This window comes from Candidatus Absconditicoccus praedator, assembly GCF_021057185.1.
GTDB lineage: Bacteria > Patescibacteriota > Gracilibacteria > Absconditabacterales > Absconditicoccaceae > Absconditicoccus > Absconditicoccus praedator.
This window is the reverse complement of sequence record NZ_CP054059.1, coordinates 201,647-228,255: the sequence shown is the minus strand read 5'-3', so window position 1 is coordinate 228,255 and position 26,609 is coordinate 201,647. Positions and strand designations below refer to the sequence as shown.

Here is a 26,609-nt window from a genome sequence, read left to right as displayed (position 1 = left end):
CTTTGAGAGGTTTTCTTGAAATATTTTTTTTGATTAAGAACTAATATCTACAATTTGTCTCATAGATAGAAAAATTAGCTTGGAAGTTATCTCAAATTTAGAATATAACTATAAGAAAATATTGGTAAATTTATTATTATATACAATCCTTTTTTCTTGTATTTTTCTTCCAAAAACATATTATGAAAAAAGTTTATTCTTAACTACAAAAAATGAACAAAATAAGATTACTAGGCTTACTTTGATTTATTGGATTTTTGTGATTTATTTTTGATAATCCATGATTTTTTGGTTTCTTTGCTTTTTTTGCTTTTTCGTGAATTTCTCCAGAATGAGACCAAGCACTTACCCAAAACATATATCGTGCAGGATTTTATGCATTTGTTGTTAATTTGATTTTATTCTCAATACTTATTGCTTTTGTTTGAACTTGAATAAGGTTTGAATTTATTGAATTTGTGGACTTATTGATGATGTATCTGGCAGGACAGTTTGCTATAAATGTGCTTATTTTTGCTTTTACTTTGATGTATTTAGATACAAAGGCCAGTTCCCCAAAATAATTTTTCTTCAAACTATTAAATTACTATTTTTTATTTTTCATAGCTGTTGATCTAATTTTTTTTATCATATGATTCGCTAGTTATAGTTTCAGTACCTTTTTTTGATAAAAACTCAAAAGTTATCTTTTCTTTGTGTGTTATTTCATTACTTGTGTCGTATATATCAATATTGAACTCATAATCTTTATCATAATCTCTTTCCCATCAAACTTGAAAATGATCATTTTTGGCAATTGTATCAAGTTTTTTGTCTTGTACTTGTTTGATTATAGTTGATGGAAGTTCTGTAATAGAGTAGTTTACAAATAAATTGTCTGTGTCCAGTTGTTTTTTGGGGTACAAATGAAAACTTATATAGTTGTATGCTGATATAGTTTCAGAATCAAATATTTCGCGTTCTCGGCTGACAACAGTATGTTCTGTAGACATATATTCTTCTAGTGAGTAATAATTCACCAAAGCAAAATAACCTGTCATAAAAGCAACAAAAAACAAAACTACAATAATAATATTTTGAATTGTCATTTTTTGTGGGTGAAAGAATAAAGCTTTATTATATATACGATTTTTTTGTGAAAATGATACAAGCTGATTTAGCTGATTTTATTTGGTTTGTCTAGAAATTTTTTTGATAAAAAAATTTTAAGAGCTTGAACATTAATATATTTTTTTATTATAAACTATCTGTCTAATTAGACAAATTTTGGTCTCAGATCAGCAAGGAGGTTGTATGGAAGACTTGCTATTAATTATTTTTGTTGTAATATGCACTGTTTTGCTGGGCTACACTATCTTTCCGCTTCTGAGACTACGCTTACAAGGTAAAATGTTTGCCCCTTCAACATGGACTCACAAAGATAAATATTACATAAAGCGTGCTAGTTTGTTATTAGCTTTTGCAATTGTTGTTTCAATATTGGCAGTTATTTTGTATGGCATATTGGTAAGTGGATAACCAAATGTACAAAAAGCGATCAACAGGGATGTCCTGATCGCTTTTTTAAATAATTTTATTACTTAAGAGGGTTTTTTATTTTACTTTTTTGTTTGTAATAAATTTTGATTTATAACAGAAAAAAAATATAATTTAATTGTTTATATGTTCAAAAATATATTGGTATGAGTTTTTTGGGAAATATGGATTATATAGATATAATATGATTATTATTAATGTATGGTGTGCCTTACTTAGTTCTTCTATATTTGGTCCTTGGGTTGTTTGAAACTAAGGATAACATTATATGAAGATTTGCTAGCAAGATTAGAAAAAAGGTTTATTTTGTATTTATATATATCAAAGATTTCTTATTTCCTTATTGGAATTATATTTATAGTTTTTTTAGTCCTCATTGGAAGTTAGAAATATGAACAACTAAAAATACTGATGAAATAGTAAATATTTTGGGAGAAGTTTTTAGTAAGGAATCAGTAGAAACAAAAGATAATGAAAATAATAAATTTATTGTTGAGCCTGCAAACTATGAAGTTTTCACTAGTAAGAAAATGGTTCCTCCTCTTGTCAAAGAATGAAATATATTAGACAAGGGCAAATTTAGAATGATAGAAATTAAATTTAGACCACCTGTATCTTTTAAATATTATTTTACATTTCATGCATCACTTATAACATTAATTTTTTCTTTAACGGTTTACTCTATAACAGATATAAAAGATTTTTTCTTGTCATTATTTGTTTTTTTAATTTTTTGGTTGGCTTACTTTTTTGTGGTTTCAGAAATTTATAACAAATATGAAAATGAAAAGAATAGTTTATTGAATTCATTACAAACAAATAAATTTAGAGAGTATAGAATATAATAGTTTTATTTAAAAGTTGATTTCTGGTGGATAAAAACTTATAATAAAACATTATTTTAAAAAATTAATAAGATTATAAGAGCATGTATATACAGGATGGTTTATACAAAAAAATACTAGAAAAGACTATAGTTCAAACTCTAGATATAGTGTTTTTGAGTAGAGAAATGAAGATTTTGTTGTGATTGAGAAATAATAGTCCACTGAAGTGAGTTTATTATATTCCTTGATGAAGGAGACACAAAAATGAAACCATATACCAGTCAGCTATCAGAAAATCCAAGGAAGAGTTGGGAATAGATATAGATCCTAGCAGATTAGTGTTTTTGTGAGTTTATGATGATATTTTTAATGATTCTGCATTTGATAATATATCAACTCACTGTAGCCCAATTACTTTTGTGTACAAACTTGATCAAAATGAAGAGAAAAACTTAAACTTGGATTCACAGCATTCAGATTTCAAATTTTTTGATATTGATGATGAAAATATTCACGATATGGTGAAAATTAGAATAAACGATATGAAAAAGCAAGGAATAGTATAAGTTTAGATATGATTGTCAGTTATGACTATATTTTTTGTAAGCTAAAAAATGTCTCACTTATTATTTCATCATAGATTTTTTACATAACTAATAAACTCATTGAATAGGCCATCATTTTTTAGACTTTCTGTATTACCTACACATATCAGTCATGACTTAGCTCTTGTGATTGCTACATTCAACCTTCTTTTATCTTTCAAAAAGCCTATATTTCAATCAGGATTGGATCTGACAAATGAAATGATTATTAGAGCTTTTTCTTTTCATTGAAAGCCATCTACAGTATTTATTTCTACATCGTTTATTTTTTTCTTCAATAGATTTACCTGTGCTCTGTAGGGAGTGATTATTCATATGTTTTCTTTTCATATGCATTCCAAATCTTTTACTATATTTTTTATAGTTTCTGCTTCTTTTTCATTGTATATACTATGTGTTTCTTCGTTTTTATTTTCTTCTCATTTTGTATCAAACCAGATAATATTAGATGGATAATTTGATGCTAAATTTGGAGGAAGTAATTTTGTTAGTTTATTTTTTTCTGCTTCTTCGGCTGCAGATAGTTTGTTGTGATAAAACATTTTGCTAGAAAATCACATAAGGTCTGAATTCATACGATATTGTATAGCTAGGAGAGTGTAATATTTGGGATTATCTTCATAAAAATTAGCTAATTTTTCTAATAGAGTGTATTCTAAATCCTTTGCTTTATCAGAAAGTATTGTAGGTGGGAGTTGCTTGTGATCTCAGGCAAGAATAAATTTGTTTGATTTGGATATAGGCAAGAGTGTAGATGGGAAACTACTTTGTCCTGCTTCATCTACAAAACATACATCAAAAAAATGTTCTTCCAAAAAGTCTGAATATACCATTGAATTGGTGGCAAGTACTATACTTGAATCTTGAATTGTTTGATTTATGATACCCTCTCTTATATCATCTATCTGCTGATAGATTTCTTTTATTTTTTGATTGTTTGTTATCCATTCTGCCATAGAGCTCATTGTTTTTTTCTTTATTCATCTGAAAGCTTTTCATTCAGCTCCAAATTTTATTATCTCTTCATCACTCATACCTCTTTTTTTGTCTGGGCTTGGTCTTTGATATTTATCTCTTTGTTTTTTTATAGTATTTACCTGGTCTTTGAGATTTTTTATATCTTTATTTCTTGGATTATCATCTATTTTTTTGTAGATAGTGTATGATATAGCCTCATGATCGTATAATTTGGAAAAAGCTCATATTCTAGTTATTTCTTCTTTGGGGAAAATTCATATTTCTAATAGTTTTCCCAAAATATTATCAACTGCTATATTTGAATCAGCTGATATAAGAATTTTGTTTCATTGAAGATAATGTTGATATATGCTTTCTACTAATGTTGTTGTTTTTCAAGTACCAAAAGGTCAGTGTAGTATGGCAACACTTTTGTTTTCCAATGAATTTTGTACAAAATCTCTTTGTTCTTGGTTTAAGTCATAATTGAAAAAATCAATATAAGGAATTTCTTCATGTTCTTGTTCACAAGCTTTATTATCAAAAATAATATCTTTGAGTTTGTCTTGGTCTTTTCTTTTGAAAAAGAAATCAAGACAAGTTTTTTGTCTATAAAAAGTAATATCATTTACATACAAATGTAAAGTAAGACTATCTTTGAATACAAATCTAGGTATAGGAGTGTTTAGCCATACATCTATATAATTTTTACCAAGTTTATATACTGTTCACAAAGGAAAGTTTTCTATATTTTCTTGGAAATCTTTAAAATTATAAGATCTTAATTTTTCAAGGCTATCATTTGTAATAAGTACTATGTCTTGAGCTTTTATTTCAGTTTCTATATTTTCTTTTCTTGAAAATCTAACAAGTGCAATTTGATCCATTTGTTGTTGTTTTTTTCATTTTAGTTTGCTTATAGCTTTTCATTGTTTTTCTCTTTTTTTTGAAAGTCTTTGAATTTCATCTGCATATATATTTTTTTCTTCTTGTCTTTCTTTTTCTATTAGATCTTTCCAGTACTGAATTTTGTTTTTGAGTTCTTTCTTATTCATTCAGGACTTTTTATTTTTTAAAACAGATTTTATACTAAGAACAAAAGATTTTTTTTCAATGAAAATTAATTGTTTTCATATTTACTTGCAAAAATCTTGCAAAAAAATATATACTTTGCTAAAGATTTAAAAATTTCTTTTTATTCCAATGGAAAAATTTCAAAATCCACCACTTTGATGGTCGATATCTCGTTCAAACCTTTTGCATTACTGTCAGAAGAAATATTTTTTCGGCTATTATGGGAACTGGCTCCAAGAATTTGATCAATCGTTCCGATTGGAATATCTATTGTTGAAAAACATCAAAAGCTTGGATATGTGGATTTGAGAAAAGGCTCATAATTTAATTTCAGACTACTTAAATATTGTAGCCAACCAGCAAGATTTCAATAAAGAACAATTGGTTAAGCAAACTTTTACTATCATGGATCATGAGTTCAACTTTTCCAAAAACAGAGATTATACTGCCTATGACAAAGAAAATAAATTTTGACTTTCAGAACATTATTACCAAATAGATATAGACCAAAAATATGAGGATGCTAAAGACAAACTAGAAAAACGATTTGATAATTTTTTGAATAGCTCTTTGCATAAACAGATATTATGCTATTTACATAGCCCCAATCAACGATATATAGAACCCAAAGAGCCTGATTTTGAAAAAATGAAAGTAGTAGTTGATAATGTACCTGAGCTTTTGTGAATTACTCTATGGGCAAATCCAGATTTTGCTGTGATAGTAGATTCAAATAAATATATTATATATGATTGGAAAACTGGTAGGGTGCCTCCTTATCAAGATTGAGAGATTTCTGACCAGCTCAAAGTATATGCTTACAAACTTTTGTTGAATATATGAATGGAAAAAATTGATGATGTGCAGATTTATGCTTGGGAGGTGTATTTGGAAGATATGTCTGTGTTTGGTGGAAAGATACAAACTCAAGATATTATGGATATTCAAGACAAAATTATTGAAGATGTGTCTTTACAAAAAACTTTCATCCAAGATGGAGATATCCAAAAAAACATTCCAATAAATAGTATAGTTTTCCAAAGAACAAATAATAAGAAAAAATGTCATACATGCACTTATAGAAAAATTTGTGATGATTTGAGACATTATGAGGATGTTTAATAGTCTAAGCAAAAAATCCTCAATATATCAAAGCAACTCATATAATAAGATAAAAGGATCATCCTATAATTCACAAATAATTACATTTCAATAAATAATTTGTAAATTTTATCATAGTTTTGGGAAACAGTACCAATGCAACTCATTTTGCTATACCAATATATCAAAATATAGTAATCAAAACATAAACAGACATTTCCCATAGATTATGATTTGCTACTATCAAAGCTCATACTACATAAGCAAACAAAGCTCAGATATATGTAGATAGAGGACTTTTTTCTAGGTCTTTCACAAGTTCCTTGTATTTCATTTGTCATGAAAGAAGACTGATACCTATTACCAAAGCTATTGGTCATATTATTTGAGCTAATAGTACTGAATTTTCCATTTGATTTAATTTATTAGTAAAGTAGATCTTGAGCTAGTTTATTCATAGATTTTTTTTGTGTAAAATCAATCTTTTGTTGTACAATTTGACAAATTGATTTGTTTGTGGTATAATATATTTAATATTTAGTTTTTGAGTAAAATTATGGTAGAAAATTTTAGTGATAGGTTGGATGATTTAGAAGCTAGGTCAGGTGAACTTCCTGAATGAGAAAGAGACAGTTTTGAAAGTGATGTAAATTCACTAAGAGAAGACTATGAAAGTATAGAAGAAAGTGAAAGAGAAGGAGAGCTTGAAAGGATAGAAGAAGAATATGAAAATTTAAAAGAGCAAGTTGAACAAGAAGAAAGACAAGAAGTTGAAGAAGTGTTGTCTGAATGTGGCTGAGAGCTTGAAGAACTTTGTGATGAAATAGAGCTTAGGAATATGATACAGTCATGACTTAGAGTTGAAAGAGTTTCTAATTCATGAAATGATTCAGTAGAATCAGACTCTTCTAGTGATTCAAAATCTCAATGAGACGGCAGAGAAGTTTCTTGAGTAGAATGATTTGTAAGATGACTTTGAGATATATGAAACTTTATTGCTGATCTTATCTGGTGAGATAAAGAATCTGCTGAATCCGGGGAAGTAGGTCAAAATGAAAAAATAAGTAAATTATTATTAGAAAAATGATTTTCTGATAGTGAGCCAAATATCAAATCAACTTTAAATAAGATTGATGCTATTCCATTTGAAAGTGTTTATGGTAAACTTAATAATGATGCTTACTCTATAGATGATTTGGTTGTTGAAATAATAAATGATTTGTCTGAACAAGATGAGCCCCAAAACTTGAATCCTGATGAAAGAGCTTTTCTAAATAGATATCTTACTTTAATTAGAGTGAATTATGATTATATATCTGATAATGTGACAGATATGGATGATGAAACAAGCTTTTCTGATATAAATGCTGTTTTGTTTGAAACAGAAAATTCAGTTAATAAAGCTTCATTTAATGAATGAGCCAAATTACTTGATTGGACAGACTATGAAGAATCTAGTGATGAGGAAGTTGAGGCTGGCGAGGAAGTGGATTGAGAAGTGGATATAAATAGTTATGAAAGCTTTCAAAACTTATCAATTGAACAAATTGAAAATTTAACTGTTCAAGAAATATTAGATATTAGATACTTTTCACTTCAAAATTCAATAAGAAATTCATGAACAAGTTTACCAATAAATATAACTTATTTTGAAGATTCTGATAAACAAGCTGCTTTGGAGTCTAGAGCTCAAGAAAATGGTATAGAATTACCTGGTCACATAAATTTTAATGAAAATTATCAGTTGGAGGTTGGTGATAACAATTATGTTGTTGAATATAAATGGAATTCTTTAAATCCTCTTTGATGACGAGATTGGCATGAGGCAAAACCAGATGATTGATATACTATGGAATTTAGCAATAATAACTGAGATATTATTATTTCTTGATCTGCAGCTTGAAGTAGTCTTGAATATACAATAGACTCAGACGAGTTTGTAGATGTTGTGTATTCATTATTGAAAAATTGAAATTCTGAACTTAACTGAGTTGATATTCATGACAGAATGTGAGATAGATTTAAATTTAGACAAGCTTAATTTGATAGGTTTTTTAATTATATTGTGATTTTTAAAATTGTTGAATTAGGTGGACTGACATGTTAATATTCAATAACAATAGGCAAATATATTAGAATTTAACTGTTTAGTATATAAAACAAAATTGTAAAGATGTACTTTTCTAATAATTTTTAACTAGATTTTTATAGTGGAAATAATGTCAGGATAAGCATTTACTCAATTTTATATTAGTTGAATATGTGCTGTAATCTTAAATTATTTTCTGAAGTATAATAGTCTTGTTTTTAAATTGATTTTAATAAACTTATTTGTTTTCATGTTTCCAGACTCAGTTCCAATTTTTTGGTTTGTTTTTTATTAGATCTTCACATCTTAAAATAAAGATATTACATGTTTTGTCTTTTTTAATATTTTGACATTTTTTGAAAATTGATAAAGCTTCTTCAAAGTTTCATTTAAAATATTTTTGTAATCAATCTTCAAACATATTTATAAATTTTTCTATATGTTGTAAGTATTGTTTTGATAGTATATTTTTAAATTCAGGTATTATTTCATAAATTTCTATAGCATTTTCTTTTCATTTTACTTGTATTTTATCTAATTTTCTAAATAAAAATTCATTACTATCTGTAATTTTTTCTACAAAATTTTCGGATGCACATATACTTGTGTTATAATATTTATTTATTCATTCTAGTCTTGAAGCCAAATTCACATTATCTCATATAATTGTATAATTAAGCTTGTATTCTTCAGATCATATATCTCATACAATAGCTTTTCAGTAATGTAATCATATTCTTGTATTTAAATTAATATCAATATTTAAATTATTTTTAACAATTTCATTGATTTCTTTAATGGATTTTACATTTAAAATAGCAGATTTACTTGCTTCAAAACAACTATCATTATTTTCCCAAAATGCCATTACTGCATCACCAATATATTTATCAATAAATCAGTTGTTTAAAGATATATTTTTGCTTTGTTTTTCTAAATATATATTCAAAAAATCAATATTTTGTTTTGGAGAAAGTTTTTCAGACATATCTGTAAATCAAGCAATATCAGAAAAATAAATTGCTATTTCATTTTCTTTTGCTTGTTTTTGTCAAATTTCTCAATCATAGTCATTTCATAAAACATTTTTTCATACATACAAGCCAAAAAGTTTTTGAAATTTATTTTTAACTCAGCTTAATTCCATTATATAATACATTGTTGTTAATAATAATTGTATCAATGCAATAAAAAGTATTGTTCATATAGGTAAAAAAACTGAATATTTGTCAGAAAAAATTCACAACAAAGCAAATAAATTTCATAATATAATTATTAATAAAAATTCTGATACTAATAAATAAAATATAAACTTCCAAGATCAATTAAATTTAAATATAAGTAATAAGTGGACCCTTTTTCAAGACCAGTTTATGCATTTATTTAAGGTAGTGACATTTTATTTGTATTAAACATTATAAATAAATGGTGCTCTATTGACAGTGGTATTAAATATATTGATGTCTTTAGATAATCAATATATTTCTCGTGGAGTTTTATAATTTAATGCCGAATGAAGTCTTTCTTGATTATATTTATCAATATATTCTTGCAAACAATTATATGCTTCTAATGGAGTTCTATAATCATATATATATACTTCTTCTTGTTTTATAGTCCTAAAAGTTCTCTCTACTATAATGTTGTCTATCCATCTTCATTTTCAATCCATGCTTATTTTTATTCCATTTTCTTTTAGTTTGTTTGTATATCTTACACTTGTAAATTGACTTCATTGATCAGAATTAACTATCTCTGGATGTTCATATAATGCAAGTGCTCTATTTAGTGCACTTATACAAAATTCTGACTCTAGTGTTAATGATAATTCCCAAGATAGTATTGCTCTACTATACCAATCAATTATTACTACCAAATAAACCCATCAATGTTTTAAACGGATATATGTTATATCTGTTGCCCATACTTGATTTGGTCTTGTGATTTCTAGGTTTCTTAATAAGTATGGATATTTTTCATTTTCTTTATTAGGTATACTTGTTTTTTTTCAAGGGTATATAGCTGTTAGTCACATTTCTGCCATAAGACTACTGACTTTCTTTCTTCAAACATTAAATCACTCTCTTTTTAGTTGGTGTTTAATTCTTCTACTTCAGTAATATGGATGTTCTGTGTATATTTCATCAATTCTATCCATAATTTGTTTTTCTTTATCTGACACCTGTTTTTCATGATATAAGCTCGATTTAGATATTCATAATAATTCAGATTGTTTATTAATAGATATTTCTTTGTTATCCTTTTCTATTAATTTAATTTTTTCAGAATATGTTAGGTAATTCTCCAATTTTTTTTTCCAGCCACTCTTTTTCCATAGTGACTTTTCATAATTTTGAATATAAATGTTCAATTAGCTTTTCATTTTCTTTATCCTTATTGTTTTTTTCTCTCTTGTCGTCAAATATACTTTCAGCATTTTCTATAAATTGTTGTTTCCATCTGTTTTGTTGATTAGGATGGACTCAATATTCGCTGGTTATTTGAGATTGAGTTTTATGACCATGTATAAGTTCAGTAATGACTTGTAGTTTAAATTTGGAACTGTACTTATTTCTCTTATTTCCCATAATATTGATTTGTTATAAATTAAATCTCTCTAGACAATATTTAATTTATAATATTTTCTTATGCCTAATTTTCAACAATTTTGTTAACTATCCACCTTAAATACTGGTCCAGAGATTGGGTCCATTATACATTATACCAGATGAATACTTATTCATCAAAGAATAAATAAGGTTTTTCATATAAGCTATGAAAAAAATGTGTTAATACTTTCTATAAAAACCATAAACATTATTTCATGATAAACAAAATCCCCCATTAGAACTAAAATGAAATATAAAAACCCATATTATGATAGCAAATCTAAAGATAATAAGCCTATAAGATATTGTTAAACATTTAATATAAGAACTATGAGTGATATTTAAATCTTTTGCTCAATTTAATAAGATATTTTCAAAATTTCTGTAATCATGCTCAATTTTATTTGTTTTTTGTTATAGTTTATTTATAGGACTATTAGCATATTTGTGAAGAATATTGACTCTAATTGAAAGAGTGTGTTTATTCTATTTAATATGTGAGGCTAACTTGTTAACAATAAAAAGCTGGAATTTATTGTTAGACACTTTTTATAAATAAATATTTTTTATTACAAACTAATTTTTACAAGAAACTTTTGAGTCTACTCAAAATACATGAAAAAGTATTCAAAATTAACAACATATAAATCAGAATCTTTATATTAGATTTTACTTTTTTATAAAATCCCCTTTGGGTGATGCCCAAAGGGGTGAGATGCTTAGAAGAAGGTGTTATCCAAAATTGTAACTATTAGAATCCAAATTGGTATTGACAAAAATACTGCAATGCCAATTCCTTGAAATGTTTTGCTTGCTTTTAGATCATCTCTCATTTTTATATCTCCTAAATGGTGTTCAACCATACAAAGCATAATAATAAATTAATAAAAAATGTCAAGTTAATTTACTCATTTGTATAGACTTAATGTAATAGAAGTTTATTTATTGCTGATTATTTCTATTGATTTGTATATTAAAAAAAGATTATATTATTTATAATTTATCATAATATTTTTTGTCTGTAAAATAGCAAGTTTTTATTATATTTATGTATTGTTGTATTTTGAATTCTAATTTAAGAAAATTAATGTTGTCTTTTACTAAAAAATCAATATAAACAATAATATTGTATAAAATAATATTTTATTAATTATTTGTAAATATTAATGTTAGCTATTAATTTAGATAATCTTGATGTAGAAGACTTTAATCCCTCCAAACATGATGTTAAATCAAGTATTGAAATTTTTTTTCAAAGAAAAAATTGAAATCAGATAAACATAAACACACTAAGTAAAAATATAAGAATTATTGTATGATTTTTGTTGTATCTAGATAAAAAAATTTGAATAGACGATTCAAATAATCAAGATGAATTATTAAAAAATATTGTTTTAAAGCTAAAAAAATCTCAGAATCTTGGTTATATTTGATTATGAGTTGTAATAGAAGATAAATTATTTGAACTATTAGATAATGACAGTATTTATAAAATTATATTAAAATTATTTAATCAATCACATCAGTTATCACAAGAGTTTTTGCAAAATTTATCTCAATGAAGTGTTTATGAATACAATATAAATTTTGATGATAAATTTTTATTTGAAAATATAAAAAAAATTATAGAAAAAACTTGTGAATCTATAAATACTCAAACAGCTCAGATTTGATACTATTACGTAGAAAGAGTTATAAATTATCTTTTAAATAATAATTTAAACCAACATCAAATTATTAATTTTTTTGATATACTCAAAAAAAAAATACTAATAAAAATTAATGATGAAATTATAAATAATTTTCAATTATATTGAGGTAAAGAATTTGAAAAAATATTAAAAATTCAAGATAATATTAATTTTTATCTTCAAAAAAAGATGGAGATTGTTTATGAATATTTTTCCAATGAAAGAGAGGAGTGGGAATCATCTCAAAAAGACACATTATTAGAGAATCAAGAATTACAAGCTCAAATAAGACAACGAATAGATGCTATTGATAATGCAGCAATATTAATAGAAGTAGACAAGCATTGATTTATATTAAATATGAACAACAAACTTGTACAGGCAACAGGACATGACAGTAAAGAAGAATTGTTATGAAAACATACTTCATTTTTTTCCTCATGAGAACATACTAAGGAATTTTGGCAAGAAATGTGGGAAACTATATCATCTTGAAAAGTTTGGCATTGAGTTATAAAAAATAAAAATAAACAATGAGATTTTATATATTTGGATACTACTATAACTCCAATAAGAAATTATAAATGAGAAATCATAAAATATGTAGTAATCCGTTTTGATGTAACAGAATCAGAAAAATTAAAAGAAAATCTTGAAGAATCAAATAAAAAATTAGAATATATGGTTTATATAGACCAGCTTACAAAACTTCCAAATCTTATGCAATTCCAAAAAGATGTGGAGACGTTTTGACAAAAAGAAACAGTTCTAATAAAAATAAATGAATTTTCCAAAATAAATTGATTGTATTGATATGAAGCCTGAAATGTATTAATAACAAAATTCACAGAAAAATTGGGAAAAGTATTGCAAAATTATTGATTACAGTTGTATAGAACCTGAGAAATGGAGTATTGAATTTTAAATACAAGCTGAAGCAAAATATCTCGGAAAACTGTATTTGAAGACATTTTTTGATGAGAAGTTGATTATGAAATAAGTATACAAGAATTAAATATAAAAGCAGTACTTAATTTGAGTATATGAAAAGCAACAAACCAAGATTCTTCAAGCTTATATAATAATGCTCTTATTGCATTGTATGAGTCCAAAAAACTATGAAAACCAGTTCAATATACTCCTGAATTGGAAGAAAAAAACAGGGAAAATATACAAAACGCATTTTACTGGGTAAATGAGATAAGAAATTCATTATACGAAGATAGAGTAGTGCCTGCATTTCAATGAATTGTAGACAATAGAAAATGAAAAATCACTAGATATGAGGCTTTAGTAAGAATCCAACAAGATGAAAGATTAGTTTCTCCATGATTGTTTTTACCACATGCAGAAAATGCTGGTTTTATGCCAGAAATTACTCAAGTGATGATAAGAAAAACAATAGAAGCAATGAAAGGTAATAATTTTTGATTTTCAATTAATCTTACAGAAGAAGATATTAAAAATCCAGAAGTTTTTGAGCAAATTAAAAATTACCTTCAAAAGTATGATATAAATCCAGAAAGATTAAGTATTGAGATTCTTGAACAAGTTGTAAGTGAAGATAATGCTGTTTTAAATATGCTAAATAAATATTCTCAAATTGGAATAAAAATTTCTATTGATGATTTCTGAGTTGGATATTCAAATATTTCAAAATTTATTAGAATAAATCCTGATTATATGAAAATTGATTGAAGTATAGTTAATTGAGTACATAAAGATCCGGAAAAACAAGAAATAATAAAACACATTGTTAATATGTGAAAACAAAAATGATCAAAAATTGTTGCAGAATTCATAGATACAAAAGAAGACCAAGAATATATAAAAAATCTTTGAATAGAATACAGCCAATGATTTTATTTTTCAAAACCTACAACCACACTATAAAATTTTCTATCCTGATAATGTATATTATAATAATAGAAAATAAGGGTAATTATCTAAATTGCTGATCTCTACTTGAATATCTTTAGTAAAAGGTTTAATAAAACACTTAAAACCAAAGATAAAATCAAAAAACTTACCACTGGGAAATAAAATTTTGTATTTTCATTATCAATATAAATATCTCATGGTAATTTTCAGAACGGAATTCAGAATTTATTCAACAAAAAGATTGTTAATCAAATAAAGAAAATTATACCTCATGATATCATAATTATTTTTCAGGTATTTTCCATGTTTTAATATTTCAAAATAAATCCCGGGCACGATTACCAGCTGTTTTCAAAAACATTTTTGTATTTTTCTATTATTTGTTCGTCTTTTATTATGATATTTATCTCTCTGTTGTTATCAATACTGTTTTGGGTAAAATTTGAGCTTCAAACTACAAGATATTTGTTGTCTACCAAAAAAGACTTGGCATGCAAATAAGGTTCAGATTGAAACCTGACTTTTCAGTTATCAATCTTTTCTTTTGTGTTATAGTTTGTATCATTATCAGCCAAAAGCACTTTCACATCCGTGTTTTTTAGATTGTTTACTTTATTTATTAAAGAATGATCCGAAAAATTTTGGGAATAAACCAACAACTCCTCCTCTGTTCAATTTATCAGATCTTCAAATCATTCTCTGCAATTTATGTTGCAAACAAGTAAATTTGGATGAATTTTTTCTTCATTAATATGCTCTTCATTCCAATCTTTTTCAAAAATGTACTCCAGACTTTCTCTGATATTTTCATCTTCTGAAATAAAAAATAATTCTTTTGATCTAAAAAATCAAGAATATGTAAAATTTGCTGTTTGGATAATAAACTTGTCGTCTAAAAGCAATGTTTTTGCATGCTGAAAATTTAATCACAATCAGTCAGCATTTTCAACTTGCACAGATTCATTATCTTCAAATCTTTTCAAAAGATTTTCATAATCTTCATCTGAATGTCTAAATTTATTTGATTCTATCAAAATTCTTATATTGCTTCAAAAATATCATAACTTTTCCAAAAAATCTTTTATCCTATCAAAAGAAAACCCATACATAAATATATCTATCTTTTCTTCTGAAGACTTGAGTATGTCTTCATACCATCATATATCACCAAAAGGTCATATTTTCAAGTCTCATTGTATATTCTGGTATCATATTTGATAATTTTCTCAGTATTCAAGAGATATTCATCATTTATCAAGTTTTCACAATACAAGAATTATTAATACACCAAATACCAATCAAAGCAATAAATATAAATATCTATCTTTCATTTTTGAAAAAATTATAAATTAAATTTAATCAAAAAATAAAAACAATTCAACCAAATGCCAGCAAGTATGTAATAAAAAACATCAAAAGATACTCAAAGAATACTCACAAGCCAATTATAGCAAAAAATACAATAAAAATATTCAAAACAGTTCAAACAATCCTATCTATTAAAAACTTTCAATTGTACAAAAACATTGATTTTAGGTCTTGATATGACAACAAAAACGAAGGCAAAAACACCAAAGCATAAACCACAAAAATCAAACTATTTAAAAATCAAAAAGACAACTCATCAAAATCAAACAAACTACCTCAAAACAGAAAATAGAAAAGAAAAGTATTGAAAAAAATTCAAACCAACAAAGGCGATAAAGAAGTAAGAAATATTCATATTCTTGAAACAATTACCATCAAATAAAACCGAAATGAATGATAGTATCAAATCCCTCATAGATAGTCTGGCATACTAAAAACAACTTTTCATCAGTATTTAGAAAAAAGTTCAATTTTTTGAATTTTGGCTCAAAACAAAAATCACATTATCAAATGAGCAAATTCATGCAATATAATTCCTACCCTCAACAAAACCCTCACAAACCAATCCAAGATTAATGATGTTTTCTTGGTGATTTTAAATAATATTTTGAAATGAACTTGTTGCAAAAAAGTTAACAAAAAAATCATAAAAATACTCAATAATATTTCATATTTTATATTATCTATATATTTTATAAAAGGTTCAAAAAATTCTAGCATATTTTGTTGGGGTTACCTGCTAATCATTTTCAAAAATATATCATTGGGTACAGATACTTTTCACATTTGTTTCATTTTCTTTTTTCATTCTTTTTGTTTTTCAAGAAGCTTCCTTTTTCTTGTGACATCACCACCATAACATTTAGCCAAAACATCTTTTTTCAATGCAGGAATGTTTTCTCTTGCTATCACTTTGTTTCAAATACTTGCTTGCAATGGTATTGGAAACATATGTTTTGGTATAAGGTCTTTTAATTTTTCTACAATAGACTTTCAAAGGCTATAAGCTTTATCTTTGTGTACTACCATGCTAAAAGCTTCTACCGGTTCATGATTTACTAAAACATCCAATCTTACAAGATCTGATTGTTCGTATCACAAAAACTCATAATTCATAGTAGCATATCATTGAGTGTTAGATTTTAATTTGTCATAGAAATCTACAATTATTTCTGCTAAAGGAATTTTATATCTTCGTAGTATTCTGTTTTCATCAATACTTTCCATTCATTGCATTATTCATCTATGTTCGTTACAAAGTTGCATAACTTCTCATCAATATTCTTGGGGTCATACTACTTCTATACTGGAATAAGGTTCAAGAATAATATCTATATCTCATGGATTTGGCATTTGTCCTCATGAACTAACTACTATCCAAGGTTTTAAAGATTCTTTAATTTCCATAGGAATGTCTCAAAGAGTTAGTTGTACATCCTCCTCTATTATATGTTTGTAAAGATTGGTATTTATAAGTTTTGTGATATTAGTTCATTGTTTTATTATATCATGAGAAAGATTTTTGAGTTTTACAAGGTATTGTGCATTTGGAATAGTAAAAACAGTTTGGATATCATACTCTTTTTCAAGTCTTTGTCTTGTAATATCCATATGAAGAGTTCCTAAAAAACCTGCTCTAAAACCATGTCACAAAGCAGAGCTTGTCTCATTATCATATTCAATAGCACTGTCATTTAAAACAAGTTTTTCAAAAGCATCTTTTAGTTTGTCATAATCTGATGCTTGCATTGGATACACACCAGAATATACAAAAGGTTTCATTCTCTTAAATCCAGGTATGGCAAAATTTCTAAGATCTTTGTATGATTTGGGATCTATGTTTTGAGCTTTAATATTTTCGGATCAAGTTTTGTTGAAACTAAGCATAGTATCTCATATTTTTGCCTCTCTTACAGATTTTTGACCTGTTACTATATATCATATTTGTCATTCTTTTATTGAGTCTGTAGGTATATAATCTGGAGCAAAATAACCTATTTGAGACGGCACTACCTGATTTTCTGAGTACAAAAGATTGATAGTATCTTTTTTGGTAAATTCTCAATCTAGTACTTTCACATATGCTACAACTCATTTGTATTTATCATAAACGCTGTCAAATATCAATGCTCTAGAAACTCAAGTTGTGTTTTTTAGTTGTTCTGATGAAGATGGTAGAAAAAATTTTGATTTGTTTTGCTCATAAAAACTTTCTGCCGATTCAATTTTGTCTATTATTGTATCCAGTACTTTATCTACATTTTCTCAAGTTTTTGCAGAAACACTTATAATTTGTTCTTTATCAATACCCACCAAGTTTTCAATATCTTCTGCAACTCTTTCTGGTTGTGCAGCTGGCAAGTCTATTTTGTTTAGTACAGGTATTATTTCAAGTCAGTAGTCAATTGCCATATACAATGTTGATAAAGTTTGTGCTTGTATTCACTGTGTTGCATCAACAAGTAAAATTGTTCATTCTACAGATGATAAAGACCTACTAACTTCATACTGAAAGTCTACATGTCCAGGAGTATCTATCAAGTTGAACTCATATCACTTCCAATGCATTCTTGCAGGAGTTAATTTGATAGTAATCCCCCTCTCCTGCTCCAAATCAAGTTTGTCCAAAACTTGTCATTTATCGGATTTTTCTAATGTTTTAGTAATTTCAAGCATTCTATCTGCCAATGTTGATTTTCAATGATCTATATGTGCTACTATACAAAAATTACGAATATTTGACTTCATTTACTATTAATATTTCTAAAACAAAAATTAGTATAAACAATTGCCTCAAACATTCAACATCTATTTAAAAGATTTTCTTTATAGTTAATGTTGACAAAACTTATTAAAGTTATATAATATATATACCCTCAAATAAGTCAATAAAAATAAAAATAAAAAAGAGGGCAAAATTTATTTTATAAACATAAATAAAAATGTGTGATTTGTAATATTTTTTGGGCAAAAGACACCCTTCAAATGGGTGTCTTTTTGTTTTATCAATATCTTTGTTTTAAGTATTTTATAAAGTTTTCATTTCTTACTAATTCTTCTACTATTTTCTTATCAAATTGAGTTCATGTATTATTAACTAATTCTGATACTAAGAATTCTATAGATTTTTTTTCTAAAATATAACTTCTTTCTCATCATATAGCATCTATAACATCTGCAATTGCTATTATTTTGCTTTCTAAAGGTAGTTTTTCTGAAGGTAATATATCTTTATAAGAATGTGGATCTACCAATCAATATGGATATCAATTTCAATCTGGTCTTTCATGATGGAGTGTTCAATTAACTATAAATTGAGGTACAGCAATCTGTTCTCATAAAAAATGTTCTAAAACTTTTTTTCCTTTAATTGAATGTGATTTTAATTCCTGATATTCTTCATCATTAGGTTTTATTCTAGAAGATAATACCAATAAGTCTGTATTTACTTTACCGCAGTCATGAAATAATGCTGATAAATAAATACCTTGACAAAAAGACTCATCTCAATCAAAATCTACTATTTTATCTATTCATTCAAATGAATCATTAAAAGAAAGTCAGTATATTTCATAATTAATCCTTTCAATTTCTTTTTTGAATTCATTATATAGAAATTCTGAATTATAGATTATTTCCGCAATTATCCTGGAATTTTCAGCTACTCTATTGTTGTGACCAGGACTATAACTTAAGTCAAATGTATCAATTATATTGGATATCAAGTTTAAAATATGGTTGAATTTTACTTTTCATATTCTAGTTAGATAATTATAAATTTTAACTAAACTAAAAAATTCTGCACCTCAAGAATGAACTTTTGGAATTTGAGCCAAAATTTTTTCAACCTTATTGTCTTCAATAAGTATTTTATCTTCAATAGAAGACAATATACTTGAAAATGTAAGCTCATTATCAGTTTGATTAATACCAAATATACTATTATATGTTTTTACAAGATAGTCTAACTCTAGTGTATCTTCACATTTAAAAGTTTCTAAAGTATTTTTATCTACCAATGACTTTAAATATTCATAATCCAAATCATACTTTTCTAAATCAATTCATGATATTTCTATAGTTTCATTAAAGATTTTCTGCATATAAAATTGTAAAACTAATATTAATGCTGTAAAAATAATTTTTCATTTAGAATACTTATAATATTCATTTTCTTTGTTGTTTTGAATGCTTTTAAATATTTTTCATAAATATCACTCACTCATAGAATCATCCATTGTGTCCAATATTTGTAATCAAAAAAACTCTTTAATAGTTTCTGAAGACATTCAGTATAAAGGTACAATATTTTTATTTGAAAAAAATAAAAATTCATCAATTTGTTTTTTTATAAGCTCAAGTTTTTCTTTTATATTAAAATTATTTAACTGAAAAAAATCTGGATATTTTACTAATGCGTTAATAAACTGTAAATTAGCAGTTATATTTGTTACTTGATAAAAAGATTTATTTCTTTGTATTGTTATTTCATATTCTGTGTTATTAGTTTCTTTACAAATCTTTTCTCATTCTCCAAATACACTATTTCAAACATCAGGTTTTAAAATCAAATGATATAAAACTCAAAACATGTTAAATATAGCAGCTTTAACATTAGTATCAAACAAATCGATATTACTTAAAAATTCATTATAATAATCATCTATATGGTTTTTACTGAAGTCAGAAATAACATTAGCAGATCATAGTCTAAAAACTAAAAGCATTCTTACTATTTGAACTGAAAACTCCATAATATATAGTTTGTTATGAAATTCTTTTTCTTCAGAAGAAATTAATTCTTTACAGTTTCTTATTTTATTTCTAAAATTTTCCAAACTATCCATGTCTTTATTGAATCATTCAGAATAATTTTTCTTTGAATTTCTGACTATTTTAGATATCTCTTTTATAAATTCTAATTCTGAAATATTTGAAAAGTATTCTAAATAGATACTTTCTTCATATTTTTCAACCCTTTTTTTGTCTTTTTGATAATTGTTAATTTTACATTCTAGAGAAGTTTGTACTTTATTTTCTTTATTAAAAAATCTAAAAGAGCTATCTTTTAAATTCTTCACTAGGATAGAAGAAAAGATTATATTTGATTTATAAACTTCTTTAATTTTTGAAAATATATCAATCCATTTTTTTAACTCTATTGTGTTAAAATTATTAGATTTAAGTTTGTCTGATATTATTTTGGAAACTTGTTCTTCATCTATAAAATTCATTAATTCTTCAGATATTAAAATTATTGCATTATGTATATTTATAAACTCGTTTAGTTTTTGTATTGATTCAAAATCATATGAACTGTTTGCTGATCTTTTTTCAATTATCTCTCATATTATAAAATATTTTTCTTGAGAACAAGTAAAACTAAGGTCAATTTCATCATTCATTTTTTCATATTCTTCTAAAAAATCATTCATTATATCAAAAAAATTATTCAAAATAGTTTCTGGTTCATATGAAGTTCAAATAAGTTTCATATTTATCATTTTTATTATTTTCAAAATGTCAGTGTTTCAGTTTTTAATTTTTTCAATCATTGTATAATTGGAAAGATTTTTATTATCTAATTCTTCAGTATTATAAAAAGTTTCTGTATAATTCATATATTAAGTTTTTCATATTAAATAAATTTCTTTTCTAGAAATTTTATATTATAAAACGTCATAAAAATCCACAATCATACATATAACAATATAAAGTTTATTTTCAAGGCATTATTTATATCCAAAAGAAAAATGAAATATACATTTAATAACATTGCCATTCAATTAGCTAATATCCAAAAATAATAATCTTCTCTAAATAATAGTTTTTTGTATATAAAAGATTTAGAAAAAAATATTAATAAGCTTCATATTATGCTTCGCAAAATTCATATTACCACAATATAAAAATAATCTTGCCCAAAAATGTTTAAAATAGTTAAATAAATTCAAAAGTTTATCACAAAAAAAGCCATTATTCTTTGTATATAGTAATAATAATCAATCAGTTTCAATAATATGAAGTTTATGAAGAAAACAAGTATTCAAAGCCAGTAAAGTATTTCATAAAATAAAATATCATCACTTCCTATATTTAAGAAAAAAATATATATTTGTCAAAACATTAAAAACAAGTTTACTAAGGCCAGTGCAAGTTTTATGTGTTCTGGAATATTTTTAAAAAAATCTGATATATCTGAAAACAAATCATAAATTGTTTTTTGTTTTTTTTCTATAAGAGAACCTCAGGACAGTATTGTTTCTATTTTATTTTTTGATTCTTCTTCTTTTTTCTTTGTAAATTTATAGCAAATATAAATAAATCAAAAAACTATCATTAAAAACAATTGCGATATTAGTAATGCTACATAAGTAGTATCATATAAATTTGAGTATATAAATACTACTACAAATAAAAGAAAATATAAAAAGTTTAAATTTCTAATATAAGAAAGATTTATTTGAGTGAAATTACTCAGTATAAAAATTATAAAAGTATAAACAACAAAACTTAAAACTATAAATATCAAAAAAACATCAAATATATCAGATATTGATAAAACTCCTACTGCTTCATAAAAAAGTAGTAGCCAGGAAAAGTAGTATCACACATGAAATATTTTAACTCAATCCTTATAGTTTATTATGTAAGAAATCAAATATAAAAAAATATTTAATCATATAATCAAAGTAATAATAAATATTTTACTTAAATCCCAGAATTCAACATTTTGTAGGATTCAATATAATCAAATATTCATTAGAATCCAAGATATAGAAAAAATATTTGTTAATATAAGTTTTTTAAAGTTTATTTTTTTTCAGGCTCAAAAAAATGATTCTTTTATATTAAAAACAAGAAAAATTGTAAATATTATAGGAATCAATCAAAAATACCACAATCAAATGTAATAAAAAAAATACACAAAAAGCAAGTTGAAAAAGACTAATAAAAAAACCATATTTTATAATCAAAAAGTATTTATAAATATTCCTCTAACAATAAAATACAATATAATTATAAATAAATAAATTACAACAATATTAAAGATTGAAAAACTCTTAAAAAATTTTCAAATATAAACTAGGATTCATAATAGTCAAAAATTCCATATAAAATAATAAGAAAGATAGATGCCTGATCATGCATAAATACTATACAACATATATAAAACAAATTCAATCAGCACAAATATAAAAACAATCTCAAAAAACCAAAAGGACTTATTTAGTAATGATATATAGTTTTCTGCCTTATTATATATTTCTTTATATAAGAATTTTAAATAAATTCATAGCCTTCAAAAAACTCAATAGTAATAGTCATCCAGTGTCTTGGTAGTAGCTGTAACATTAGACATAGTTTTTACCTTTTTGGCTCTTTTGTATTTATCATACTCCATAATAAAATCAAGATCAGATACAGCTCAAGTTATATATTTTCATGTTTCTTCTTTTTTAATAGAGTTTATATATTCTAACTCTATACTTTCCATTTTAAAAAGCAAGCTTTCCATTACTCAAGACATTTTTTCAATATTAGACCCCATTCTAAGCTTTTTCAGCTCTCAAGCAGTTTCTCAAATTTTTTTTACATCTGCTGGCGAAACTTTTCAGTCTACCCTTTCCAATAATTCTTCATAATCATTTAGAGTTTCCTCTATTATTTTTCTAATATTTTCCAAATCTTTTATAGAATATTTACTATCATCTTCTAGTTTACTTTTGGTTTTTTCAGTTTCTTCTTTAGCTTTTTTTTCGTCTTCTAGTTCTTTATATAATTTTCATAAGATTATTTTTACTTTATCATTATCAACAGGCTTTTTTAAAGAATTAATATATTTTATAGAAAATCATATTTCAGTTAAAAAATGAAAACAGTCCCTAACTCTTCCAATATCAATTACTCATGAATAATTGTTTTCTTCATACTCAAATGTAAACTCTACACTTCAAAAGTCTTCAGGTTTTCAGTAATATTTATTTACTGAAAAAACTACTATTCAATAGTTTTTTAGAATTTCTTTTATTTCTGTTTCATCTGTTCAAGAAAAAAGCATATTTAACTTTGCCTGTCATCCTCCTTTTTGAACTAATCACTTAATTTCAAAATAGTTCATGTTTTGTTTTTTTATTTAAACTGAAAGCTTTTTTATTGAAAATAATTTCAAAATCAATATAAACAATTATATTTTATATATTTTTAAAAAAAAATCAAATTTAAATGGAAAAAGTTTTTTGAGAAAAAGAAAGCATTTTGGATAATTTTTTTGAAGAATGAGTAATGTCAGTTCATTTCAAGGAAAATGTTCATATAATAAAAAAAATATGAAAACCATGATGATGGGAAACAAAATTTGATGAAGAAGTTCCATCCAAAAATTATCTAAATAATATAATTAATCAATTATACAAAGAAATTCAAGATACAGATAATGCATTTTTAGAAATTGACAAAAATTTATCAAAGGTTTTACAAATATGACCTTATAGAATTGTAATAGTTTTGCCTCCACTTTCAGATTGAATTGAAATAACTGCAGTAAAGCCTGTTAAAAAATTAAATATACAAGATTATAATCTTGATGATGATGTATTAAATTTGCTTCAAAACCAAGCTCAGTGAATACTTATTAGTTGATCTCCTTGAGAAGGAAAAACTACTTTTGCACAAGCTTTGATAGAAATGTTTGTAAAAAATGAAAAAATTGTAAAAACAATAGAATCTCCTAGAGATCTTTTAGTACCAAATGATGTTACTCAGTATAGTTTTTCTTATGCTCCACACAATGAAATAAGAGATATATTATTGCTTTCTAGACCTGATTATACAGTATATGATGAAGTGAGAAATGTGGATGACTTCAACTTGTTTAAAGATCTTAGGCTTACTTGAATATGACTTGTGGGTGTTATTCATGCTACAAATCCAGTTGATAGTATACAAAGATTTTTATGAACTATAGAAATGTGAATCGTTCCTCAAGTAGTTGATACAGTGATATTTGTAAAATGATGAAGCTTAGATAAAATATTAAAACTTAAATATTGTGTAAAAGTTCCTGAATGAATGGAATCTTCTGACCTTGCAAGGCCTGTCATCCAAATATATGACTTTTTTTCAGAAAAAGTAGAATATGAAATATATAGCTATTGAGAACAAACTGTAGTAATGCCAACAGAAAAAGTAGAAGAATACATGTGAGAAAAACAATCATCCGTACTTTTGGAATATTGATCAGAACAAATTCAAAATATTCTTCAAAAAAAATATAACTTTCCAGTTAAAGTTAAACCAGAATGAACAAATAGTATAAAATTATATGTTCCTGAAAAAAACAAATGAAGTATAATATGAAAACAATGAGCAAAAATATCAGAATTAGAAAAACAGTTGTGAATATCAATTTCAGTTAGAACAACTGAAGAAGTTCCCCAAGGTGAATTGGTTCAAGATTTTAATTATGAAATAACCAAAAAAAATAAAAAAGAAACAGTATTACTGTATTTTCCTATAGAGCTGGCAAATGTTGATGTAGTTTTACAAGTATGAGATGAAAAAATAAGTTTAACCCCAAATAAAAAAGGAAAAGCTCAAATTAAAAATAAAGAATTAATTGATAAAATTAAAGTATATTGAGTTAATCTAGATATCTAAAAAATATATGTAAAATAAATAAAAAAGGATAAATTGATATCAAATCATTTTATCCTTTTTTTAGAAATTGGAAATATTTTTTTATTCAAGAGTTACCTTTTTAAGTTTTTCTATTAACAATTGATCTGGTGTATATCACTCAATCATTGCTTGATAACTAAGTATTAATCTATGTCTTAAAGCAAGTATAGCAATTTTTTGTACATCTTCATGAATCACATAGTCACGATTTTGAAAAAATGCTATTACTTTTGAAGCTTTATATATAGATATACTTCATCTAGGACTTGCTCAATATACTACTCTACTATCTTCCTGTCTTGTACAAGTAACCAATCTTGCAATATAATCTTTTACATCTTCTCATACATGCACGTTTTCAATATTTTTAATAATTTCAAAAAACTTGTTTTTATCCAAAGCTTTTTCGGTGGTTATATTTTTTTCATTTTCTATACTTGAAATTATCTTGGATTCGTCATCCTTTCAAGGATAATTTACTATTGCCTTAAATAGAAATCTATCTACTTGTGCTTCAGGTAAAGTATATGTTCATTCTTGCTCTACTGGATTTTGAGTTGCAAGAACAAAAAAAGGATTAGATATCTCATGCGTATATCATCATATACTTACTTGTTTTTCTTCCATAGCCTCTAATAAAGCTGATTGTACTTTGGGAGTAGTTCTATTTATCTCATCTGCCAATAAAATATCAGTAAATACAGGTCATTTATTGATATAAAATTGTCAATCTTTTTGATTGTATATCTCTACTCATACTATATCTGAAGGCATCATATCAGGAGTAAATTGTACTCTTTTAAAATCAAAATCCATTATTTTTGATAAAGTTTTTATTGTTTTTGTTTTAGCTAATCATGGTAATCATTCTACTAAAATATGTCAATTAGAAAACAGATTAACCAAAAGTGCATTTAAAAATCAGTCCATTCATATAATAGTATTATTTAGTTGATTTTTAACTTCAATAATATCTTCATTTTTTATGCTCAAATCAGATAAATCATCAGAAAAAACTGATGAATCTATATAAGAAATATTTTCTGTTTCTTTTAGGTATGAATCGTCTAATTTATTAGATTGTTGAGAGTCTAATTCTTCGTCTTTCCAAATAGAATACAAAAATATTATTAAAACTAAAATAACTAATATTAAAATAACAAAAAACCAAAACATTCTGCGTAATTAGA

Annotated in this window: 19 protein-coding genes and 1 pseudogene; 7 read left to right on the top strand and 13 right to left on the bottom strand. The window is 25.2% G+C overall.

What is annotated here, in order from left to right; all coding sequences use genetic code 25:
* Positions 1-212: 212 nt before the first annotated feature.
* On the top strand, positions 213-563 hold the full coding sequence (locus tag HLG78_RS01055; protein WP_231178624.1) for a DUF3796 domain-containing protein: 351 nt from the start codon (positions 213-215) through the stop codon (positions 561-563).
* A gap of 51 nt (positions 564-614) precedes the next feature.
* Here HLG78_RS01055 and HLG78_RS01050 read toward each other — a convergent pair whose 3' ends face one another.
* The gene (locus HLG78_RS01050; RefSeq protein WP_231178622.1) at positions 615-1,088 is read right to left on the bottom strand and encodes a hypothetical protein; all 474 of its coding nucleotides are present in this window, start codon (positions 1,086-1,088) and stop codon (positions 615-617) included.
* A gap of 594 nt (positions 1,089-1,682) precedes the next feature.
* Between HLG78_RS01050 and HLG78_RS01045 the strand changes: the two genes are divergently transcribed.
* Together HLG78_RS01045 and HLG78_RS01040 are read left to right on the top strand one after the other, a co-directional pair.
* The gene (locus HLG78_RS01045; RefSeq protein ID WP_231178620.1) at positions 1,683-2,381 is read left to right on the top strand and encodes a hypothetical protein; all 699 of its coding nucleotides are present in this window, start codon (positions 1,683-1,685) and stop codon (positions 2,379-2,381) included.
* Between the two features lie 83 nt (positions 2,382-2,464).
* Positions 2,465-2,929, top strand: coding sequence for an NUDIX domain-containing protein (locus HLG78_RS01040; RefSeq protein WP_231178618.1), 465 nt, complete (start codon positions 2,465-2,467; stop codon positions 2,927-2,929).
* A gap of 41 nt (positions 2,930-2,970) precedes the next feature.
* Here HLG78_RS01040 and HLG78_RS01035 read toward each other — a convergent pair whose 3' ends face one another.
* A complete protein-coding gene (locus HLG78_RS01035) occupies positions 2,971-4,980 on the bottom strand; it encodes an IGHMBP2 family helicase (protein ID WP_231178617.1) in 2,010 nt (669 codons plus the stop codon).
* A 148-nt stretch (positions 4,981-5,128) separates the two neighbouring features.
* On the opposite strand from HLG78_RS01035, the gene HLG78_RS01030 reads away from it, so the two are divergent.
* Positions 5,129-6,121 carry a PD-(D/E)XK nuclease family protein gene (locus tag HLG78_RS01030; RefSeq protein WP_231178613.1) on the top strand — a complete coding sequence of 331 codons (993 nt, stop codon included), beginning with the start codon at positions 5,129-5,131 and terminating at the stop codon, positions 6,119-6,121.
* Between the two features lie 4 nt (positions 6,122-6,125).
* Here HLG78_RS01030 and HLG78_RS01025 read toward each other — a convergent pair whose 3' ends face one another.
* Positions 6,126-6,512 (bottom strand): hypothetical protein, encoded by a 387-nt coding sequence (locus HLG78_RS01025; protein ID WP_231178611.1) that lies wholly within the window; start codon positions 6,510-6,512, stop codon positions 6,126-6,128.
* A 144-nt stretch (positions 6,513-6,656) separates the two neighbouring features.
* Between HLG78_RS01025 and HLG78_RS01020 the strand changes: the two genes are divergently transcribed.
* Positions 6,657-8,141, top strand: a complete 1,485-nt coding sequence (locus HLG78_RS01020) for a hypothetical protein (RefSeq protein ID WP_231178607.1) — start codon at positions 6,657-6,659, stop codon at positions 8,139-8,141.
* 286 nt (positions 8,142-8,427) lie between these two features.
* On the opposite strand, the gene HLG78_RS01015 is transcribed toward HLG78_RS01020, so the two are convergent.
* A complete protein-coding gene (locus HLG78_RS01015; RefSeq protein ID WP_231178605.1) occupies positions 8,428-9,348 on the bottom strand; it encodes an adenylate/guanylate cyclase domain-containing protein in 921 nt (306 codons plus the stop codon).
* 318 nt (positions 9,349-9,666) lie between these two features.
* Positions 9,667-10,777 (bottom strand): annotated as a pseudogene (locus HLG78_RS01010) (IS3 family transposase); the annotation flags it as partial.
* A gap of 1,187 nt (positions 10,778-11,964) precedes the next feature.
* Here HLG78_RS01010 and HLG78_RS01005 point away from each other — a divergent pair.
* Positions 11,965-14,382: a bifunctional diguanylate cyclase/phosphodiesterase gene (locus tag HLG78_RS01005; protein WP_231178603.1), complete on the top strand. Its 2,418-nt coding sequence runs from the start codon at positions 11,965-11,967 to the stop codon at positions 14,380-14,382.
* 68 nt (positions 14,383-14,450) lie between these two features.
* On the opposite strand, the gene HLG78_RS05425 is transcribed toward HLG78_RS01005, so the two are convergent.
* From HLG78_RS05425 to HLG78_RS00970, 7 genes are all read right to left on the bottom strand, one after another.
* Positions 14,451-14,651: a DUF2905 domain-containing protein gene (locus HLG78_RS05425; RefSeq protein WP_231180848.1), complete on the bottom strand. Its 201-nt coding sequence runs from the start codon at positions 14,649-14,651 to the stop codon at positions 14,451-14,453.
* Between the two features lie 57 nt (positions 14,652-14,708).
* Positions 14,709-15,701: a phospholipase D-like domain-containing protein gene (locus tag HLG78_RS00995; RefSeq protein ID WP_231178600.1), complete on the bottom strand. Its 993-nt coding sequence runs from the start codon at positions 15,699-15,701 to the stop codon at positions 14,709-14,711.
* Positions 15,691-16,458, bottom strand: a complete 768-nt coding sequence (locus tag HLG78_RS00990; protein WP_231178598.1) for a hypothetical protein — start codon at positions 16,456-16,458, stop codon at positions 15,691-15,693. Before HLG78_RS00990 ends, HLG78_RS00995 begins: the two co-directional genes overlap by 11 nt.
* A gap of 12 nt (positions 16,459-16,470) precedes the next feature.
* A complete protein-coding gene (locus HLG78_RS00985; RefSeq protein WP_231178596.1) occupies positions 16,471-18,486 on the bottom strand; it encodes an elongation factor 4 in 2,016 nt (671 codons plus the stop codon).
* A 254-nt stretch (positions 18,487-18,740) separates the two neighbouring features.
* The gene (locus HLG78_RS00980; RefSeq protein ID WP_231178593.1) at positions 18,741-21,359 is read right to left on the bottom strand and encodes an HD-GYP domain-containing protein; all 2,619 of its coding nucleotides are present in this window, start codon (positions 21,357-21,359) and stop codon (positions 18,741-18,743) included.
* Positions 21,360-21,376: 17 nt separating this feature from the next.
* Positions 21,377-22,078 (bottom strand): hypothetical protein, encoded by a 702-nt coding sequence (locus HLG78_RS00975; RefSeq protein WP_231178591.1) that lies wholly within the window; start codon positions 22,076-22,078, stop codon positions 21,377-21,379.
* A gap of 627 nt (positions 22,079-22,705) precedes the next feature.
* Positions 22,706-23,860, bottom strand: coding sequence for a hypothetical protein (locus HLG78_RS00970; RefSeq protein WP_231178589.1), 1,155 nt, complete (start codon positions 23,858-23,860; stop codon positions 22,706-22,708).
* Positions 23,861-23,964: 104 nt separating this feature from the next.
* On the opposite strand from HLG78_RS00970, the gene HLG78_RS00965 reads away from it, so the two are divergent.
* Complete coding sequence (locus HLG78_RS00965; RefSeq protein WP_231178587.1) at positions 23,965-25,398, top strand: ATPase, T2SS/T4P/T4SS family; 1,434 nt, start codon at positions 23,965-23,967, stop codon at positions 25,396-25,398.
* Positions 25,399-25,479: 81 nt separating this feature from the next.
* On the opposite strand, the gene HLG78_RS00960 is transcribed toward HLG78_RS00965, so the two are convergent.
* Entirely contained in the window at positions 25,480-26,595 is a 1,116-nt protein-coding gene (locus HLG78_RS00960) for an AAA family ATPase (RefSeq protein WP_231178578.1), read from the bottom strand.
* Positions 26,596-26,609: the final 14 nt, after the last annotated feature.